Annotated in this window: 14 protein-coding genes; 7 read left to right on the top strand and 7 right to left on the bottom strand. The window is 62.7% G+C overall.

What is annotated here, in order from left to right; genetic code table 11:
* Nucleotides 1-12: 12 nt before the first annotated feature.
* Nucleotides 13-1176: an acyl-CoA dehydrogenase family protein gene (locus P3R38_RS12600; RefSeq protein ID WP_023380615.1), complete on the bottom strand. Its 1164-nt coding sequence runs from the start codon at nt 1174-1176 to the stop codon at nt 13-15.
* A gap of 15 nt (nt 1177-1191) precedes the next feature.
* Complete coding sequence (locus tag P3R38_RS12605; RefSeq protein WP_027906936.1) at nt 1192-2739, bottom strand: AMP-binding protein; 1548 nt, start codon at nt 2737-2739, stop codon at nt 1192-1194.
* Between the two features lie 227 nt (nt 2740-2966).
* Between P3R38_RS12605 and P3R38_RS12610 the strand changes: the two genes are divergently transcribed.
* Entirely contained in the window at nt 2967-5510 is a 2544-nt protein-coding gene (locus P3R38_RS12610; RefSeq protein ID WP_277686190.1) for an excinuclease ABC subunit UvrA, read from the top strand.
* Between the two features lie 106 nt (nt 5511-5616).
* Here P3R38_RS12610 and P3R38_RS12615 read toward each other — a convergent pair whose 3' ends face one another.
* Nucleotides 5617-6999: a cytosine permease gene (locus P3R38_RS12615; RefSeq protein WP_023380618.1), complete on the bottom strand. Its 1383-nt coding sequence runs from the start codon at nt 6997-6999 to the stop codon at nt 5617-5619.
* Between the two features lie 248 nt (nt 7000-7247).
* Here P3R38_RS12615 and P3R38_RS12620 point away from each other — a divergent pair, with 248 nt between their 5' ends.
* Both P3R38_RS12620 and P3R38_RS12625 read left to right on the top strand, forming a co-directional pair.
* The gene (locus P3R38_RS12620) at nt 7248-8381 is read left to right on the top strand and encodes an MFS transporter (protein WP_051376122.1); all 1134 of its coding nucleotides are present in this window, start codon (nt 7248-7250) and stop codon (nt 8379-8381) included.
* Between the two features lie 81 nt (nt 8382-8462).
* The gene (locus P3R38_RS12625; protein WP_023380621.1) at nt 8463-9431 is read left to right on the top strand and encodes an endonuclease; all 969 of its coding nucleotides are present in this window, start codon (nt 8463-8465) and stop codon (nt 9429-9431) included.
* Nucleotides 9432-9488: 57 nt separating this feature from the next.
* Here P3R38_RS12625 and P3R38_RS12630 read toward each other — a convergent pair whose 3' ends face one another.
* Complete coding sequence (locus P3R38_RS12630) at nt 9489-9758, bottom strand: hypothetical protein (protein WP_023380622.1); 270 nt, start codon at nt 9756-9758, stop codon at nt 9489-9491.
* Between the two features lie 304 nt (nt 9759-10062).
* A complete protein-coding gene (locus tag P3R38_RS12635; protein ID WP_186598848.1) occupies nt 10063-11220 on the bottom strand; it encodes an ATP-binding protein in 1158 nt (385 codons plus the stop codon).
* Nucleotides 11221-11430: 210 nt separating this feature from the next.
* Here P3R38_RS12635 and P3R38_RS12640 point away from each other — a divergent pair, with 210 nt between their 5' ends.
* A complete protein-coding gene (locus P3R38_RS12640; RefSeq protein WP_167332793.1) occupies nt 11431-11598 on the top strand; it encodes a hypothetical protein in 168 nt (55 codons plus the stop codon).
* On the opposite strand, the gene P3R38_RS12645 is transcribed toward P3R38_RS12640, so the two are convergent.
* Complete coding sequence (locus P3R38_RS12645; RefSeq protein ID WP_027906933.1) at nt 11595-12896, bottom strand: ATP-binding protein; 1302 nt, start codon at nt 12894-12896, stop codon at nt 11595-11597. The two genes, P3R38_RS12640 and P3R38_RS12645, sit on opposite strands and share 4 nt — an antisense overlap.
* A 6-nt stretch (nt 12897-12902) precedes the next feature.
* A complete protein-coding gene (locus P3R38_RS12650; protein WP_023380626.1) occupies nt 12903-13604 on the bottom strand; it encodes a response regulator transcription factor in 702 nt (233 codons plus the stop codon).
* Nucleotides 13605-13761: 157 nt separating this feature from the next.
* On the opposite strand from P3R38_RS12650, the gene P3R38_RS12655 reads away from it, so the two are divergent.
* From P3R38_RS12655 to mobA, 3 genes are all read left to right on the top strand, one after another.
* A complete protein-coding gene (locus tag P3R38_RS12655) occupies nt 13762-14937 on the top strand; it encodes an efflux RND transporter periplasmic adaptor subunit (RefSeq protein WP_104881750.1) in 1176 nt (391 codons plus the stop codon).
* 11 nt (nt 14938-14948) lie between these two features.
* A complete protein-coding gene (locus P3R38_RS12660) occupies nt 14949-18071 on the top strand; it encodes an efflux RND transporter permease subunit (RefSeq protein WP_277686191.1) in 3123 nt (1040 codons plus the stop codon).
* 61 nt (nt 18072-18132) lie between these two features.
* Nucleotides 18133-18714 (top strand): molybdenum cofactor guanylyltransferase MobA, encoded by a 582-nt coding sequence (gene mobA, locus P3R38_RS12665; protein WP_023380629.1) that lies wholly within the window; start codon nt 18133-18135, stop codon nt 18712-18714.
* The last annotated feature ends 24 nt before the right edge of the window (nt 18715-18738 follow it).

The following is an 18738-nucleotide window of genomic DNA, read 5'->3' on the forward strand; positions in this document are numbered from 1 at the left end:
GCGGCCCGACGGTCACGCAGGCATCAATACGCCTTTGGCGATGGTGTTGCGTTGGATCTCGCTGGTACCGGTGAGGATACGCATCATCCGCGTGGCGCGGAAAATCCACTCCACGGGATGGCCCTGCATCAGCCCGGCCCCGCCATGCACCTGCACCGCTTTGTCGGCGATACGAAACGCCGCTTCGGAGACGAACAGCTTGCACATCGGCGCCTGGGTGCGAATATCGCCTCCGGCGTCGTTCACCTGGGCGGTTGCATACACCATGCTGCGCGCGGCATGCAGTTCGGTGGCCATGTCGGCGATCATATGGTTCACCGCCTGGAACATGGCGATCGGCTGGCCGAACTGCTTGCGCGTACGCGCATGCTCGATCGACAGGTTCAGGGCCAGGCCGGCCATACCCAGCAGGGTTGGGCAATGTAGCAAGCGATTGAGGGTGATGCGGCCCATGGCGAGCTTGAAGCCCTGCCCCTCCTCACCGATCAGGTTGGCCGCGGGCACACGCACTTCGTCCAGCACGATATCGCCATGGGCTCCGCCGCCGGACATCACTGAATAGTCGCTCTCGACACGTACGCCCCGAGCCTTCAGGTCGACGAAGAACGCCGAAATCCCCTGGGCGCCCTGCCCCGGACCGGTCACCGCCAGCAGCACTGCCAGGTCGGCATAGGTCGCACCGGAAATGTAGCGCTTGCTGCCGCTGAGCACATAATGATCGCCTTCACGCCGAGCCTGGGTGCGAATGGCCGTTGCATCCGAGCCTGCCTCGGCCTCGGTCAGGGCGAAACACACGGCTTTTTCGGCGCGGCACACTGGCTGTAGGAAGGTCTCGACCTGATAAGGGCTGGCTACTTTGAACAGGTGGCCGACGCGCGGCGGCCCGGACAACTCGCCCAGTACATGCGGCGCGAGCATCGACCCGGTCAGCACCGTGGCCTCCTTCACCGCGCACAGGTCCGCGACGTTCAGGCCGGCACCGCCCATGCTTTCTGGCAACATGACCTTGTAAAGACCTTGTTCACTGGCGCGTTTCCACACCTGGCGCAGCACTGCCTGCGGGTGCGGACGTGCCCAGTCCAACTGTGCCTCTTGCTCCAGCGGACGAACCTGGTCGCGGACGAAACCTTCGATGGCTTCGATGATCTGCGCAGCCTTTGCACTTGGTTGATACATGCTGATGCTCCCTGATTAGATACGACGTTCGCTGTGTTGCCAGTAGGCTTCGCGGACCAGTCGGCGCACGACCTTGCCATTAGGGTTCTTCGGTAGTTCGGCGACGAAATCCACACCGCGTGGCTTCTTGAATCCGGCCAGGGCGCGGCCGCAGCGCTCGATCAGCTCGGCCGCATCCAGCTGTGCCCCAGGCTTGAGCACCACCACCGCGCGCACCGCTTCGCCCCACTGTTCGTCGGGGACGCCGACTACCGCCGCCTCGAACACTTCGGGGAAGCCATAGATCACCTGCTCCACTTCGCTGGGGTACACGTTGAACCCACCGGAGATGATCATCTCCTTCTTGCGGTCGACGATGAACACGTAGCCCTGGGCATCGACGGTCGCCAGGTCGCCGGTGAGGTAGTAGCCGTCACGCATGACTTCGGCGGTGAGCGCCGGCGCACGCCAGTAGCCCTGCATGATGTCTGGCCCCTTGACGACAATCTCGCCGACCTCGCCCGGCGCCACATCCTCGAAGGCCTCGTTCACCACCCGCAAATCGGTCTCGAAATAGCACCGCCCGCATGAAGCCAGGCGCTGGTAATTGCCATCCTCGACCAGATGGTCCTGCTCGGTCAGCACGGTCACCAGCGAACAGGTCTCGCCAGCACCGTAACCTTGCGCGAGGATCGGCCCGAACAGTTCGATGGCCTTCTTCACCAGGGCCGGCGCCATGGGGGCAGCGCCATACATGACCAGCTTCAGGCTGGACAGGTCGAAGCGCTCGACACCAGGGAAGTTCACCAGCCGGTTGATCATCGCCGGCACCAGGAACAGCCGGGTCACCCGCTCACGCTGGATGGTCTCCAGCAACAGCGAATCGTCAAAACGGTCCAGCAGGAGGTTGCATGCGCCGACTGCCAGCAGCGGCATGATCTGCATACCGCTGGCATGGGTGATCGGCCCTACGTGGGCCATGACGTCATCAGGTCCGGAGCGACGCGTGGGGCTGGCGATACTCTTGCGCACCAGGGCCTTACGGTTGCCGAACGACAGCATGGCCGCCTTCAGCACACCGGAGCTACCCGAGGTATAGTGCAGCACCGCCAGCGCATCGTCGTCAGGGTCCCGGCAAAACGGCGCTTCGCTACCGAGTTCGAGCAGCGCGTCGTATCGCAGGTCACCGTCATCGCCTTCCAGCGCGATAACCTTGCGCAACATCGGTAACGTCTCGCGTCGCTCGGCCAGCGCGCGGGCGAAGGTGGCATCGGTGATCAGCGCAACGCTGCAAGCGTCTTCCAGCACCCGCACCACTTCATCCAGCGACAACCGCGCGTTGATCGGCACCTTGACCATCGCCGCCTTGTACAGGGCGACCTCCGCCTCCACCAACTCCACACGGTTGGCTGCCAGGATCGCCACATGTTCACCGGCGGCCACACCCAGTGCCCCCAGCCCCGAGGCCAGTCGGTTGCTACGGTGCTCCAGCTGGGCGTAGGTCAAGCGCGTCTGACGGTCCGCCACGGCGGTGTGGTCAGGCCAGTAGCGGGCACTGCGGGTAATGATCTTTCCAAGGTTCACGTTGTTGTTCTCGTCGACAGGAAGACGTCGACGATGCTAAACAGCGCGGGCCGGACAGATGTAATACCAGATTCCGATGCCGGCCATATCGAATTTGACTGGCTGGCGTTGGAAACGCCGAACGACACCAGCCGAAGTGTTTATGGCCCCTTGCATGACGCTCCGGGGTAGGCAGCCAAGCCAGACATTGGCTACCGTACCCTCTATTGCCCAACACCGAGCCGCCCATGACCCGCCCTCCTTCATCGACCAAGCCCAGCCACCTCGACAGCGAAGGCTGTGTGGTGGTGCGCGGCGCACGTGAACACAACCTCAAGGAGGTGGATGTCGCCATCCCCCGCGATGCATTGGTGGTGTTTTCCGGCGTGTCCGGCTCGGGCAAGTCTTCCTTGGCCTTCGGCACCCTGTACGCCGAAGCGCAGCGGCGCTATTTCGAATCCGTGGCCCCTTATGCCAGGCGCCTGATCGACCAGGTGGGCGTGCCGGATGTCGACGCCATCGATGGTTTGCCGCCGGCGGTGGCACTGCAACAGCAACGCGGGGCAAGCAATGCCCGCTCCTCGGTCGGCAGCGTCACCAACCTGTCCAGCCTGCTGCGGATGATGTACTCCCGCGCGGGCCACTATCCGCCCGGGCAGAGCATGCTGTATGCCGAAGATTTCTCGCCCAACACACCGCAAGGTGCCTGCCCGGCGTGCCATGGGCTGGGGCATGTCTTCCAGGTCACCGAAGCGACCCTGGTCCCCGACCCATCCCTGAGCATCCGTGACCGGGCGATTGCCGCATGGCCTCCGGCGTGGCACGGGCAGAACCTGCGCGACATCCTGGTGACCTTGGGCTACGACGTCGACAAGCCCTGGAAGGATCTGCCGCAGAAGGACCGCGACTGGATCCTGTTCACTGAAGAGTCGCCCACGGTGCCGGTTTACGCCGGACTCACACCCGCCGAAACCCGTATTGCGCTCAAGCGCAAGCTCGAACCCAGCTACATGGGCACCTTCACCGGCGCCCGGCGCTATGTGCTGCATACCTTCGCCAATAGCCAGAGTGCCCTGATGCGAAAGCGCGTGTCGCGCTTCATGCAAGGCCACCCCTGTCCGGCTTGTGCCGGCAAGCGCCTCAAGCCCGAAGCGTTGTCGGTGACCTTCTGTGGAGTGGATATCGGCACCCTGGCGCAGATGCCGCTGGACCAGGTGGCAGCACTGCTCGAACCGGTCGCCCAGGGCGAGACCAATGCGCATTTCACGCGCTCGGCAGAAAAACAACTGGCCGCGCAGCGCCTGGCCGAAGGCGTGCTGACGCGCCTGCGTACCCTGCAGCAACTGGGCCTTGGCTACCTCACCCTGGAGCGCGCCACACCGACATTGTCGACCGGCGAGCTTCAGCGCCTGCGCCTGGCCACGCAACTGAGTGCCTTGCTGTTTGGCGTGGTGTATGTGCTCGACGAGCCCTCCGCCGGGTTGCACCCTTCTGACAGCCAGCCGCTGTACGATGCCCTCGACCGGCTGCGCGTTGCTGGAAACTCGGTATTCGTGGTCGAGCACGACCTTGAGTTGATGCGCCGCGCTCAGTGGTTGGTGGACGTCGGCCCCGATGCCGGCGAGCGCGGTGGACGGGTGCTGTACAGCGGTCCGCCGGCCGGTTTGCGTGAAGTGGCCGAGTCCCACACTGCCCATTACCTGTTCGAGCAGTTGCCCACCCCCGCCAGTCATGCCCGCACGCCCACCGGTTGGCTGGAGCTACAGGGGATCCGCCGGCACAACCTGCAGGGCGTCGATACCCGCGTGCCACTTGGCGTGCTCACGGCGGTCACGGGTATTTCCGGCTCCGGCAAATCGAGCCTGATCGCCCAGGCTTTGCCTGAGTTGATGCTGCTTCACCTGGGGCACGAACCGGAAGAGAACACCGACGACAGCAGCGTCGAAGGGCCGACCATCATCGAACGCACCAGCGGCCACCTCGGTGGTGACGTGCATGCCGTGCAACGTGTCGTGCAGGTGGACCAAAAGCCAATCGGCCGCACCCCACGCTCCAACCTTGCCACCTACACCGGATTGTTCGACCCGGTTCGCAAATTGTTCGCCGCCACCGAGCAGGCACGCAAGCGCCGCTACGACGCCGGACGCTTTTCGTTCAACGTGGCCAAGGGACGCTGCGATACCTGCGAAGGTGAAGGCTTCGTCAGCGTCGAGCTGCTGTTCATGCCTAGCGTCTATGCCCCCTGCCCCACCTGCCACGGTGCCCGTTACAACGAAGAAACCCTCGCTGTCCGCTGGAACGGCCACACCATCGCCGACGTGCTGCGCATGACTGTGGAGCAAGCCTGCGACAGCTTCGCCGATGAACCGGCCGTATTGCGCTCACTGCAGGTCCTGCGTGAGATCGGCCTGGGCTACCTGCGCCTGGGTCAACCGGCCACCGAGCTGTCCGGTGGCGAGGCCCAACGCATCAAGTTGGCCACTGAGCTGCAGCGCAGTCAGCGCGGCCGCACCCTGTATGTGCTCGACGAGCCGACCACAGGCTTGCACGTAGCCGATGCCGACCGCCTGATGGCGCAACTGCAGCGCCTGGTCGATGCCGGCAACAGTGTAGTGGTGATCGAGCACGACATGCGCGTGGTTGCACAGGCTGACTGGGTCATCGACATCGGGCCGGGTGCGGGACATGCAGGTGGCCGGGTCGTGGCGACGGGGACAGTCGACCACGTCGCTCAGGTCAAGGGGAGCCGTACTGCACCGTACCTTGCACAAGAGCTGGCAAGGAGAGTCTGAAACTCCGGCCTTGCCAACCTACAGTCATCACTTGGCTAACGGCGGTCCCGGCTAGCCTCGACGAACGTCGCGTCAACCGTCCGCCGACGCCCACTGACGCGATGATTCACTCTACCGGGTGCTGGCCATACAACCCGGCGCTCGCACTAGCCGGTCGGCTGTTGACCATGCAGTACAGCGCCCCAGCCAGCACCAAACCCATGGCCCAGCTGATATCAGCGTCCAGCCACTGGGCAATGAATCCGGTGTAGAACGACAGCTTCATGAACGGTATCGTGCCAATGATGGAGACCGCATAGACCGCCAGGGTCCGCCGGTTGAAGCGCCCGTAGCGGCCCTTGATATCGTAAAGGTCAGCCACCGAGTAGTGGCCTCGGCAGACCCAGTAGTAGTCCACCAGGTTGATCGCGCTCCAGGGGATCAACAGGTACAGCTGACCGATCAGAATGTCGGCGAAGAAGGTGTCGAAGTGGTACTGGGTGGCAATCGCGATCAGGGTTGCGGCAATGCTCAGTACCGCCATCACCACGGCTTTGGCTGCTGCTGTGACCTGCTTGAGCTCGCCGAATGCACCGAAGATCGTCACCGTGGACATGTAAGCGCTGTAGAGGCAAAGCACGTTGTACTGGATGACGCCCAACGCGATCACAGCCAGCGCCAGCGGTGCCCACGGTCCGAACAACGAGGCAATCGCGGTGGCCGGGTCGTGGCCGAGCGCGGTGGGTATGGCCACGGCCAACAAGGCACCAAGCGCCATCATGGCGAATGAACCCAACGCACAACCGCAATAGGTCGTCCAGAATGTGTCGCGGGTGCGTACATTGGCCGGCAGGTAGCGTGAATAATCAGCCACATAAGGGCCATAGCCCAATGTCCATGAAGCTGCCTGGGCGATGACCAAATTGAACGCTGCGAACGAGAAACCGGTGCTCGGCGCCATGGTCGCGGCCGGGTCCAGCGGGTACAACAGGATCAGCACCATGGCGGTGGCGAACACCAGCGTCGACAAAACGCTCATCCAGGCGCCCAAGCGGTGGATCAGTTCATAGCCAACGAAACCGATAACGAAGGTCAGCACACCAACCAGTACGATGGCCTGGTCATCGCTCATCGGCATCAGCGCCTTCAAGGCATCGCGCATGAGCACGCCACTGGCGGCCAGAAACAACACTGCCGCAACAACCATCACCAACAGCGGAATGGCTGCGCCATAGACGCCGAATTGCGCGCGGCTCTGGATCATTTGTGGAATGCCCAGGTGCGGGCCCTGGGCCGAGTGCGCGGCCATGAACACGGTGCCGACCAGGTTACCGATCAACAAGCCCAGCAATGTCCAGCCGAAACTCAAGCCTGACGCAATACCCAGCGTGCCGACCATCAAGGCCGTGACCTGGAAATTGGAACTGAACCAGATAGTGAACAAACGTCGGGGGGTGCCGTAACGCTCGCTATGGGGGACAAACTCGATACTGCGCTTTTCCAGCTTCACGACAGCCTCCTGATTCATTTTCACGATTATCAGTGGGTTATCGATGGCCTCTCGGCCTGTTAGCGAACGCCTCATAGCTAGTAACGCCATGCCTCGGCGCAATGACCGACGGCCACCCCGGTCCTCGACGCTGCAGTCGTGGATTGTCTAAGATGCCCCCTTTACCGTTTCAGCATGTTTCAATAAGGATCTCGATGTCTGTTATTCAAGCGCCACCGCCAGTGCGCAGCACGTCCACCGTTGCCAAGATGGAGGCCGCCCTGGCGCTGGGCAGCTTCGCCATCGGTACCGGCGAGTTCGCCATCATGGGCTTGATGCCCGATATCGCCAATAACCTGCAATTGAGCGAGCCTCAGGTGGGCCATGCGATCAGTGCCTACGCCCTGGGGGTGATGGTCGGTGCACCGACACTGGCTATTCTGGGCGCCAGGCTGCTGCGCAAGCACCTGTTGCTGTGGTTGATGGCGCTTTATGCCATCGGTAACCTGGCCACAGCATTCGCACCCTCGTTCGCCAGCCTGGTCGCCTTCCGGTTCATCAGCGGGCTTCCCCATGGAGCATACTTTGGTATCGCGGCGGTAGTGGTTTCGAGCATGGTGCCGACCGATCAGCGTGCCAGCGCGGTGGCGCGGGTCATGATGGGGCTGACCTTGGCGATGTTGCTGGGCAACCCGGTCGCCACTTTCCTCGGGCAATTCTTTGGCTGGCGTTCCGCTTTCGTGCTGGTCGGGATGATCGCCCTGTGCACCATCGCCATGGTCTGGCGCTTCGTGCCCCAGCGCCATGACGAGGTGCGCAGCGACCCACGCAAGGAGCTGCAGGCCTTCCGGCTGCCACAGGTGTGGATGGCACTGGCCATCGCCTCCATTGGCTTTGCGGGTATGTTCTGCGTGTTCAGCTACCTGGCCCCGACCATGCTCGAAGTCACCCAGGTGTCACCGCAGTGGATTCCATTTGGCCTGGCAGCATTCGGGGTCGGCGGCATCGTCGGTAACATCGCAGGCGGCAAGCTGTTCGACCGTTGGCAGTTCCGCGCCGTTGGGCTGGTGCTGGTATGGTCGATGGCGGTGCTGCTGTTCTTCTCGTTCGCCGCCAGCGCACTGTGGTCGCTGCTGCTGGGGATTGGCCTGGTCGGCACCATGATCGCATTGGCAGCGCCCCTGCAGATTCGTTTGATGGATATCGCCCATGAAGCCCCAAGCCTGGCAGCGGCGTCGAACCATGCAGCATTCAACCTGGCCAATGCGCTCGGTCCCTGGTTTGGCGGAATGGCGATCACTGCCGGCTTGGGGTGGACGAGTACGGGTTACATCGGCGCTGCTGCCGCCCTGGTTGGCCTGGCGCTCTACCTGTGCGCGCGCCGCATGAAAGGTGGGCACTGAACCGTGAGCAGTACGGCCGTGGGGCTCCCCCACGGCCTTTTATGTATACTCCGGCGCCCCAGAGTCAAATTACCGTGCGCCATGAAAAAACTGTTGTATGTCATAACCTTAGCCTTCTCTGCCATTCCCTGCGCCTTCGCTACTCCACCCGCCACGTTCACCGAAGCCAAAGTCATCGCCAAACAGCAGGTCTACCTTGACCAGGCCAACAGCGCCATGGGGGACCTGTACTGCGGCTGCAAGTGGACCTGGGTTGGTAAATCCGGCGGTCGGATCGATCCCGCCTCCTGCGGCTACGAAACCCGCAAGCAGAAAAACCGGGCCGAGCGCACCGAATGGGAACACATCGTCCCGGCCTGGACCTTCGGCCATCAGCGCCAATGCTGGCAGAACGGTGGGCGCGAGCAGTGCGTGGACGAAGACCCTATTTTCCGCGCGATGGAGGCAGACCTGTTCAACCTCTACCCTGCCGTGGGGGAAGTGAATGGCGACCGCAGCAACTTCAACTACGGCATGGCCTCGGGCGTCGCCCCGCAATACGGTCAGTGCACGACCAAGATCGACTTCCAGCAGAAGGCCGCGGAACCCCGCGACGAAGTCAAAGGCCTGGTTGCCCGCACCACCTTCTACATGTTCGATCGCTACAAGCTGAGCATGTCGCGTCAGCAACAGCAGTTGCTGATGGCCTGGAACAAGCAGCACCCGGTGTCCGCCTGGGAAAAAGAACGCAACGCCCGCATCGCTCGGATCATGGGGCACTCCAACCCATTCGTGACCGGTGAGCGCACCTGGTCGCTCGGCTACAAGCCAGTGGGTGACGGTGTGGTCGCCGCCGTGGCGGCAAAAAGTGCCACGGCCAAGCCTGCCGAGCGTACCGTTGCCAGCAACGCGACTTCCGGTGCCGTGCTCGGCAACCGCAACAGCCATGTGTATCACCTTGCCACTGGTTGCCCCGGCTACTACCAGCTCTCCCAAAAGAACCAGGTCATGTTCGAGTCGGAATCCCAGGCTCAGGCTGCCGGGTATCGCAAAGCGGGCAATTGCAAGTAAACGTGCAAGACAGGGAGCTCCAAGGCTCCCTGACCCTTCCCACGGCGATCAGACAACTCACGAGCACATCAGTGCTGCGTCCAACAACCTGCCCTTGTCGTACCAGGCATCGCGTTGATAAGCGGAATAGTGATGCTGCGTGCCAGACGGGCGAATCTCGACCAGGCCGGTGGACTGTCGTGGGTCCGTGCTTTCGAGGAACAGCGCCAGCGCATGGTTGTCTTCGCGCATGAATGCCTTCTCACCCGCAGGAAGCTCATCCCGTACGCATTTTATGAAGTCGGGCGGGCTTTTCAGCGTGGTCCCCGCCACATTGTCATGCCCCATCCGGATATCCGGGTCATGGGCGCACCCCGTCACCAGTAGGGCCGCAAACAGCGGTACCAGCGCATGACGGGTAATGGAAAGTGATGGACGAATGCTGGACGTGCGTTTCATGTGGCAATTCTCCGACGCGCCCCGATAGGAAAATCAACGTTCGGCGGATACAGCCCTTTTTTATTGTAGCGTCAGCAGGTCGACAGGCTCAACCTGATCAGTCTAGCCCTGGGCATCCGCTGGCCATAGGCAGGTTCGCTATAGACGTTATGAAGGTTCGTAGCTCAAGACCCCGCGCCGCCTTCGAGCGGGCTCATTCCAGACCTTCGAGCAGGCCATCGGCGCGAAGCACTTCGGCAATCACCGAGTCATCGACCGCGTACACGCCTCGCGAGGCTTTCCACACCAGTTTCTTCTGCTGTAGCGCGATCAGGGCCTGCTGCACGCCGGGAACCTCGACATGGACGTCACTCGCCTCGATGCCCGCCAGGGTCATGGCCTTGCCGTAAAGCACCATGGTCGGCGCTTCGAAGGGCGCGTAGTCATCGCCCTTGACGCTCATCACCCGAATCACCGCCGACTGGATCGGGGTCAGGCTGTGAATCACCTTCCTGAGGTTGGCGTTCAGTTCATCGGCCTGGGCGCGCACCCGTTCGGCAAAGCGTGCAGGAATCGCATCCGGCTCGATGACGAAGTCGAATCGGATCTCGTCGGCTGCCGCGCCCAGCAGTTCAGGACGATAACCACTCTCCTTGAACAGCTGGAACACCTGTGCAGGGTCCAGTGCTCCGGCAAGATCGACGTTGGCGCAGAACCAGTCGATGAAGTCCTGGTCCAGCGTTGGAAACTGCACCATCGAAGCGCCAAAGAATGCCTGGTCCTTGCTGTTGCGCAACATCGCCAGCTTGTCCCGATTCGAACCGGTGCAAACGATGCGCAGGCCGTAGTGCCTTGAGCTGTTGAGCTCGTCCCTCGCCGCCTTGAGCGCGAACAGTGCTGCCACGCCTTCGTCAGTGGTGATCGCATGTTGCGCTTCGTCGATGATCAGCACGATGATCTTCTTCGACTCATCGGAAAGTGCCACCAACGCTGCCGTCAGGTCGATGTCCTTGCCCAGGCCAATCTTGTCCAGGCTGAAGTTGAGGCCACCGACTACGACCCTCTCCATCCCCGACGACCGTGCCAGCCGTGTGATGAAACCCTCATTGCGCCCGACCGCTTCGCGTACCGCCTCGACGATGACCTGGCCAGGGTCTTTCTTCAGGTCTTTCCACAAGTCGGCGTACAGCACGATCGCCCCTGTCGCCTCCAAGGCAGGCCGCAGGTCTTCACGGGCGAAGGTGGACTTACCGGTACGCCGTGGCGCCGCCAGGAAAACGCCCGAGCTGGCAGCACTGCCCACCGCGACCTGCAAGATCAGTTTGGAAAGCCGCGCAGCCAGGGCGGGTCGGTGATAGAGGGTTTCGGTCATTCCGGTCCTTTGAGCGTCGGTTATAGGAAACTATAGAGCAATTATAGACCAATTATAGAAGCGCGCGATTTTACAGACGATTATAGGCCGACTATAGAACGCAGCGAAACGGAAAGAGAACATTTGTACCCCTCGATATTGGCGCTGCAAAATCGGATCCAACGCGTTAAGGTAGGGAACAGGGACGGACCAATCGCCACGGAGCTCGCCATGACCACCCTCTCACGCCTCAGTTTGTTGGTTTTAGTCCTCGGCATGGTCCTGGGCGACATCATCGTGGCCAGCGTGGGACTGGTTGGCCTGTGCGGCGCCGCCGTCTACTTCACCCTCAAGCAGGATGCTCAGGACCCGCCCACCTCACCCGGATTCCTCGCCTAGGAAGACGCCGGCAGACGAATCCTGAACTGCGCACCCCCTAACGCCGACTGCGCCACGGTCAATGTCCCGCCCTGCCCCTCGATCGCCCTTCGGCTGATCGCCAGCCCCAAGCCAAACCCACCGGTGTTGCGGTCACGGCTGCGATCCAGGCGATAGAACGGCTGGAAGATGCGTTCGCGTTCTTCGGGCGGAATACCGATGCCATCATCCTCCACGGTCAGCAGGCAGGCCCCGTCCTCCTCCTGCCGCAAGCGCAGCAACAGGCTCTGGTCGCAATAACGCATGGCGTTGCGCACGAGGTTCTGCACCGCACGCGCGGTCAACCTCGGGTCGAGCACGAAGCGCGGCAACATGCCCTCTGCGCGCACTTCCCATTGGATACCACGGCCGTCCAGCTCCTCGGCAAAACCGCCCAGCACGCTGTCGACCAACTCCAGCAGCGACACCTCGACCCGCTCACGGGCCTGGTCGGCGTTGTACAAGCGGCTATAGGACAACAACTCAAGCACCAGCTCATCCAGCTCGCGCACATGCCCAACGAGCTCAAGCAGGCGTTTGCGACTGGCTGGCGGCACTTCATCGAACAGCAGCACGAGGCCGAAATCCAGGCGGGTCAGCGGCGTGCGCAGCTCATGGGAAACCGCGTTCAGCAGTTCACGTTGCTGATTCACATGCCGTTCCAGGTCACTGGCCATGGTGTCGAACACTCCCGCCAGTTCTCCGATGTTGGAATGCGGCGAAATGTGCGTGCGCTCGGCCATCTGCCCTTGGCCCAGACACCTTGCGGTCTCCTTGAGTCGCTCAAGGTCACGCCAGTGCGGCCACACCCACAGCAGCAGGCATCCCAGCATGGCCGCGCCAATCAACACGGTAACGCCCCAGGACAACAGGTTGATGTCCAGCGGATCGGGCGGCGCATGCAAACGTACCAGCCAGTCATTGTTCAGCGGGGCCAAAACGGTCTCGTAGTAACCCCAATCGCCGATACGCACCGCATAAAGCCCTTGCGCCAGGCGCGCCTGTTCGTCGCGGCTCAAGCCCGCCTGGTCATTGCGCAGCAATTGGACCTGGAGCGGCTCGAACACCTTGGCCAGGTCCCGCTCCACCGTCGGCCACTGCTCGGACGGGGTCTGTTGGAACTGGCGGACGATCAAGGTCTGTACACCTTTGGCCTGCTCCAGGTTATAGGCCATGAAGCGGTCCTGGAACAGTCCGACGATGGCATCCGGAATCAACAGCAAGGCACCGGCGTAGGCGACGATGATCACTAGGTACAGGCGCACCAGGATTTTCAGCATGCGGGTTCAGCACTCCCACTCGACACGACTGAACAGGTATCCCTTGCCCCAAACGGTCTTGATCTTGCGCGCTTCGCCGGCATTGTCGTCGAACTTGCGACGCAGCTTGGAAATGGCGACGTCCACCGAGCGATCGGTGCCGTTGAATTCGATACCCCGCAGTTCCTGCAGAATGCGATCGCGGCTCAGCACCTCGCCGGCACTGCGCGCCAACACCACCAGCAGGTTGTACTCGCCGCTCGACAGTTCCACTTCTTCGCCCCGCCACGTCACCGCGCGTTCGGCCAGGTCGATGCGCAAACTCCCCACCTGGATCAGATCACTTTCCAGGCGCGGCTCGTTGACGCTGCTACGGCGCAACAGGGTGCGCACGCGGGCCAGCAATACCCTGGGCTCGCAGGGCTTGGTGACATAGTCGTCCGCGCCCATCTCCAACCCCAAGACCTGATCGTGACTGTCATCACGGGCGGTGAGCATCAGAATGGGCAGGCTCTGCGAGGCCTGGCGCAGCAAGCGACACACCTGCAGGCCATCGAGGCCCGGCAGCATCAGGTCGAGTATCACCAGGTCGGGCTTTTGTTGATGGAATGCGTCCAGGACATGGTCGCCACGGGCAATCACCTGCACATGGTAGTCGTTTCGTTGGAGGTAGCTGGCAATCAGCTCGGACAACGCGCTGTCGTCTTCGACCAGAAGAAGGTTTGGCATACGCACTTTGATACATAAAAAGAGGCAGGCAGGATATAGAATCCTACGCTTCGTCAGGGCCATTCTTCACACTTTTTCACACTCGCCCTACAGCTGGTAACAGGCAGCCAGCCCTCGGCTGCCTTAGGATACGCACGCTCATCATCGGAAGATCGGTATGCCTATTTCTTTCCCTTCGCGCCTGCGCCCCATGGCGCTTCTGGCGCTTGTCACCCTGACTCTGGCCGGATGCGACGACAGCTCGCAACCCAATGAACAAACACCCAAGCCCCAGGTGCGCGTGGAAACCGTGCAGCTGCAGCCTCTGGCAGTCAGCACTGAGCTGAGCGGCCGGCTGCTCGCCCCGCGCACCGCCGAAGTTCGCGCCCGGGTGGCGGGCGTGGTGCTCAAGCGTGTGTACCGCGAAGGCAGCGACGTCAAGCAAGGCGATGTGCTGTTCCTGATCGACCCGGCACCGTTCAAGGCTGACCATGACAGCGCCCGCGCTACCCTGGCCAAGGCCCAGGCTACCTTGTACCAGGCCCGGCTGCAGGAGCAACGCTACCGCGAGCTGGTCGACGACAAGGCCGTCAGTCGCCAGGAGTACGACAATGCGCGCGCGGCGTTCCTGCAAGCCGATGCGGCGGTCGCCGAAGCCAAGGCGGCGCTCGAGCGGGCACGCCTGAACCTGGGTTACGCCACGGTCACCGCCCCTATCTCGGGGCGCATTGGCCGAGCGCTCGTCACCGAGGGCGCACTGGTCGGGCAGAACGAGACCACGCCCCTGGCGACCATCCAGCAATTGGACCCGATCCATGCCGACGTCACCCAGTCGACCCGCGAACTCAACGCCCTGCGCCGCGCCTTGCGGGCAGGCGAGCTGCAACAGGCAGGTGATGGCCAGGCCCGTGCCACGTTGATCCAGGACGACGGCAGCGCCTACCCGCTGCCGGGGAAGTTGCTGTTCTCCGACATCAGTGTCGACCCGAGCACCAACCAGATCACCCTACGCAGCGAGTTCCCCAACCCGGATCTCGACCTGCTGCCGGGCAGCTACGTGCGCGTTCGCCTCGAACAGGCGCTGCAACCCAAGGGTATCAGTGTCCCGCAACGGGCCATCCTGCGTGACAGTGCCGGGGTACCGAAGGTGCTGGTGGTCGACCAACGGTCCCAGGTCAGCGAGCGCCAAGTCGCGCTGGGCAACGCCCAAGGTGACCGCTGGGTGGTCAGCGAAGGCCTGGCCCCTGGTGAGCGCGTGGTCATCGAAGGGCTGCAACACATCAAGGCCGGCGACCAGGTGCAAGTCGACGCCCCCCAGGGTGCCCAGCCCATTGCCCAACACCTCGGCCAGTGAGGGCCTGATCCATGCCGCAGTTCTTCATTGACCGCCCCATCTTCGCCTGGGTGGTGGCGCTGTTCATTCTTTTGGCCGGAGCGCTGTCGATTGTGCAGTTGCCGGTGGCCCAGTACCCCAACGTGGCGCCACCGCAGGTCGAGATCTACGCCGTCTATCCCGGCGCTTCCGCGGCGACCATGGACGAGAGCGTGGTCAGCCTGATCGAGCAAGAGCTCAACGGTGCCGACAACCTGCTTTACTTCGAGTCGCAAAGCAGCCTGGGCAGTGCCACCATCACCGCCACCTTCGAGCCCGGCACCCATCCGGACATGGCCCAGGTCGACGTGCAGAATCGGCTCAAGGTCGTCGAGTCGCGCCTGCCCCGCCCCGTCACCCAACAGGGCCTGCAAGTGGAGAAGGTCTCCACCGGCTTCCTGTTGCTCGCGACCCTCACCTCCGAGGACGGCAGCCTGGATGAGACCGCTCTGTCCGACATCCTGGCGCGCAACGTGATGAACGAGATCCGTCGCCTCAAAGGTGTCGGCAAGGCGCAGTTGTATGGCTCCGAACGGGCCATGCGCATCTGGATCGACCCGGCCAAGCTGATCGGCTACCAGCTCACGCCCAATGACGTCGCCGCCGCCATCGCCGCGCAGAACGCCCAGGTCGCGCCTGGCAGCATCGGCGACCTGCCCGCCCGTGGCACACAGGAGATCACCGCCAATGTGGTGGTCAAGGGCCAGCTGAGCACGCCGGAAGAATTCGCCGGCATCGTGCTGCGTGCCAATACTGACGGCTCCAGCGTGACCATCGGCGACGTCGCCCGGGTTGAGATCGGTGCTCAAGAATACCAGTACGGCACTCGCCTGAACGGCAAGCCAGCTACGGCCTTCAGCGTACAGCTCGCCCCCGGCGCCAACGCCATGGAGACTGCCGATCTGGTGCGGGCAAAAATGCAGGAGCTGTCACGCTACTTCCCCGAAGGGGTCCGGTACGACATCCCCTATGACACCTCGCCGTTCGTCAAAGTGTCGATCAAGCAAGTGATCAACACCCTGTTCGAGGCCATGCTGCTGGTGTTCGCAGTCATGTTCCTGTTCCTGCAGAACCTGCGCTACACCCTAATCCCAACCTTGGTGGTGCCAGTGGCGCTGATGGGTACCTTTGCCGTGATGCTGGCGATGGGCTTCTCGGTCAATGTGCTGACTTTGTTCGGAATGGTATTGGCCATCGGTATCCTGGTGGACGATGCCATCGTGGTGGTGGAGAACGTCGAGCGCATCATGGCTGAAGAAGGTCTTGAGCCCAGGGCGGCGACGCGCAAGGCCATGGGCCAGATCAGCGGCGCTATCGTCGGTATCACCCTGGTGCTGGTGGCGGTGTTCCTGCCGATGGCCTTCATGAAAGGCTCGGTCGGGGTGATCTACCAGCAGTTCTCGGTGTCCATGGCGGTGTCGATCCTGTTCTCGGCATTCCTGGCACTGAGCCTCACACCGGCCCTGTGCGCGACACTGCTCAAACCGGTGGCCAAGGGCGGGCATCATGAGCGCAAGGGGTTCTTCGGATGGTTCAATCGTCGCTTCGAAGCGACAAGCGAAGGCTACCAACGCTGGGTAATGGCGGCGCTCAAACGCAGCGGCCGTTATCTGCTGGTCTATGGCGCGCTGCTGGCGGTTCTGGGTTATGGTTTCAGCCAATTGCCCACCGCATTCCTGCCCACCGAAGACCAGGGCTACACCATTACCGACATTCAGTTGCCACCCGGTGCCAGCCGCATGCGCACCGAGCAGGTGGCAGCGCAGATCGAAGCCCACAACGCTCAGGAGCCAGGGGTGGGCAACACCACGGTGATCCTCGGCTTCAGCTTCTCAGGTAGCGGGCAGAATGCCGCGCTAGCCTTCACCACGCTCAAGGACTGGTCCGAGCGAGGGAGTGACGACAGCGCCCAGTCGATTGCCGACCGTGCAACCGTGGCCTTCAGCCAGATCAAGGACGCGATCGCTTTCTCGGTGCTGCCACCGCCCATCGATGGCCTGGGCGAGTCGACGGGTTTCGAGTTCCGCCTGCAGGACCGAGGTGGCATCGGTCATGGCGAGCTGATGGCAGCCCGTGACCAGTTGCTGGCCGGCGCAGCCAAGAGCAAGGTGCTGACCAATGTCCGCGAGTCATCGCTGGCTGAAAGCCCACAAGTGCAACTGGAAATCGACCGCCGCCAGGCCAATGCCCTGGGTGTGTCGTTTGCCGACATTGGCTCGGTATTGGATACCGCAGTGGGTTCCAACTACGTCAACGACTTCCCCAACCAGGGGCGCATGCAACGCGTGGTGGTACAGGCCGAAGGCGACCGGCGCAGTCAGGTGCAAGACCTGCTGAACATCCATGTGCGCAACAGCAGCGGCAAGATGGTACCTCTGGCCGCCTTCGTCCAGGCCAGGTGGGTCAGCGGACCCGTGCAACTGACCCGCTACAACGGTTACCCGGCGGTGTCGATCTCAGGCGAACCGGCGGCCGGTTACAGCTCGGGTGAAGCGATGGCTGAAATCGAGCGCCTGGTAGCCCAGTTGCCCGTGGGTACGGGTCTGGAATGGACCGGCCTGTCGCTGCAGGAGCGTCTGTCCGGCAGCCAGGCCCCCTTGCTGATGGGGTTATCGTTGCTGGTGGTGTTCCTGTGCCTGGCCGCACTGTACGAAAGCTGGTCGATCCCCACCGCGGTGTTGCTGGTGGTGCCGCTGGGTGTGCTAGGGGCGGTGCTGGCGGTGACCCTGCGCGGCATGCCCAACGACGTGTTCTTCAAGGTCGGTTTGATCACCCTGATCGGTTTGTCGGCCAAAAATGCCATCCTGATCATCGAGTTCGCCAAGAGCCTGGTCGACCAGGGGCATGATGCCGTCGACGCTGCGGTTCAGGCTGCCCGTCTGCGCTTGCGCCCCATCGTCATGACCTCCCTGGCGTTCATCCTCGGCGTGGTACCCCTGGCCATCGCCACCGGCGCCAGTTCGGCCAGTCAGCAGGCCATCGGCACCGGAGTGATCGGCGGCATGCTCAGTGCCACCCTGGCGGTGGTGTTCGTGCCGGTGTTCTTCGTGGTGGTGATGCGTCTGGCCGGGCGCGGCAGCGCCATCCAGGGCAAGCTGTTGACCGACGAAAACTGACTGGACAAGCAGCCCGTTGAATGAGAGGGTTCCCGGCATCGACTGCCCGGAACCCTTTTTCATGCCAGACGCCCTGCCCCCCTGCTCCATCCTCATCCTCGCCGGCGGCCGTGGCCAGCGCATGGGCGGCCGCGACAAGGGCCTGGTCGACTGGCAGGGCGAACCGCTGGTGGCGCATGTGCAGCGCGTGGTACGGCCTCTCAGCGATGACCTGGTGATTTCCTGCAACCGCAATCAAGACACCTACCGGGCCTATGCCAACCAACTGGTTGGCGATGCAGACCCGGATTTCCCCGGCCCCCTGGCCGGGGTGATCGCTGGGCTTGCAAAGGCACGTCATGAGTGGGTGGTGGTGCTGGCCTGCGACGCGCCGCTGGTCGACCAGGCACTGATCGACGACCTGCGCAAATTGGCCGTGCAGCATGACCGCTGCGCGATGGTTCGCCAGGGTGGGTTCTGGCAGCCAATGTTCAGCGTCCTGCCGCGCCGGGTATTACCCTTGCTCGAACAAGCCTGGGCAGCAGGTGAGCGGAGTTTGCAGAGAGCGCTGATGCGCCAGTCGATTGAAGGGCTGGACTGCGCGGAAGAGGATCCAAGGTTGAGCAACTTCAACAGCCCGAATCTGCTGAAGCGGACTTTGTAGGAGCGGGCTCGCCAGCGATCACCG

Source organism: Pseudomonas sp. NyZ480 (assembly GCF_029537255.1).
GTDB classification, from domain to species: domain Bacteria; phylum Pseudomonadota; class Gammaproteobacteria; order Pseudomonadales; family Pseudomonadaceae; genus Aquipseudomonas; species Aquipseudomonas taiwanensis.

Coding starts and splice junctions, on each gene's coding strand:
- P3R38_RS12655 (WP_104881750.1), top strand. CDS start 13,762: ATGCCTATTTCTTTCCCTTCGCGCCTGCGCCCCATGGCGCTTCTGGCG.
- P3R38_RS12650 (WP_023380626.1), bottom strand. CDS start 13,604: ATGCCAAACCTTCTTCTGGTCGAAGACGACAGCGCGTTGTCCGAGCTG.
- P3R38_RS12630 (WP_023380622.1), bottom strand. CDS start 9,758: ATGGGGCATGACAATGTGGCGGGGACCACGCTGAAAAGCCCGCCCGAC.
- P3R38_RS12645 (WP_027906933.1), bottom strand. CDS start 12,896: ATGCTGAAAATCCTGGTGCGCCTGTACCTAGTGATCATCGTCGCCTAC.
- P3R38_RS12625 (WP_023380621.1), top strand. CDS start 8,463: ATGAAAAAACTGTTGTATGTCATAACCTTAGCCTTCTCTGCCATTCCC.
- P3R38_RS12620 (WP_051376122.1), top strand. CDS start 7,248: ATGGAGGCCGCCCTGGCGCTGGGCAGCTTCGCCATCGGTACCGGCGAG.
- P3R38_RS12610 (WP_277686190.1), top strand. CDS start 2,967: ATGACCCGCCCTCCTTCATCGACCAAGCCCAGCCACCTCGACAGCGAA.
- P3R38_RS12635 (WP_186598848.1), bottom strand. CDS start 11,220: ATGACCGAAACCCTCTATCACCGACCCGCCCTGGCTGCGCGGCTTTCC.
- mobA (WP_023380629.1), top strand. CDS start 18,133: ATGCCAGACGCCCTGCCCCCCTGCTCCATCCTCATCCTCGCCGGCGGC.
- P3R38_RS12600 (WP_023380615.1), bottom strand. CDS start 1,176: ATGTATCAACCAAGTGCAAAGGCTGCGCAGATCATCGAAGCCATCGAA.
- P3R38_RS12640 (WP_167332793.1), top strand. CDS start 11,431: ATGACCACCCTCTCACGCCTCAGTTTGTTGGTTTTAGTCCTCGGCATG.
- P3R38_RS12660 (WP_277686191.1), top strand. CDS start 14,949: ATGCCGCAGTTCTTCATTGACCGCCCCATCTTCGCCTGGGTGGTGGCG.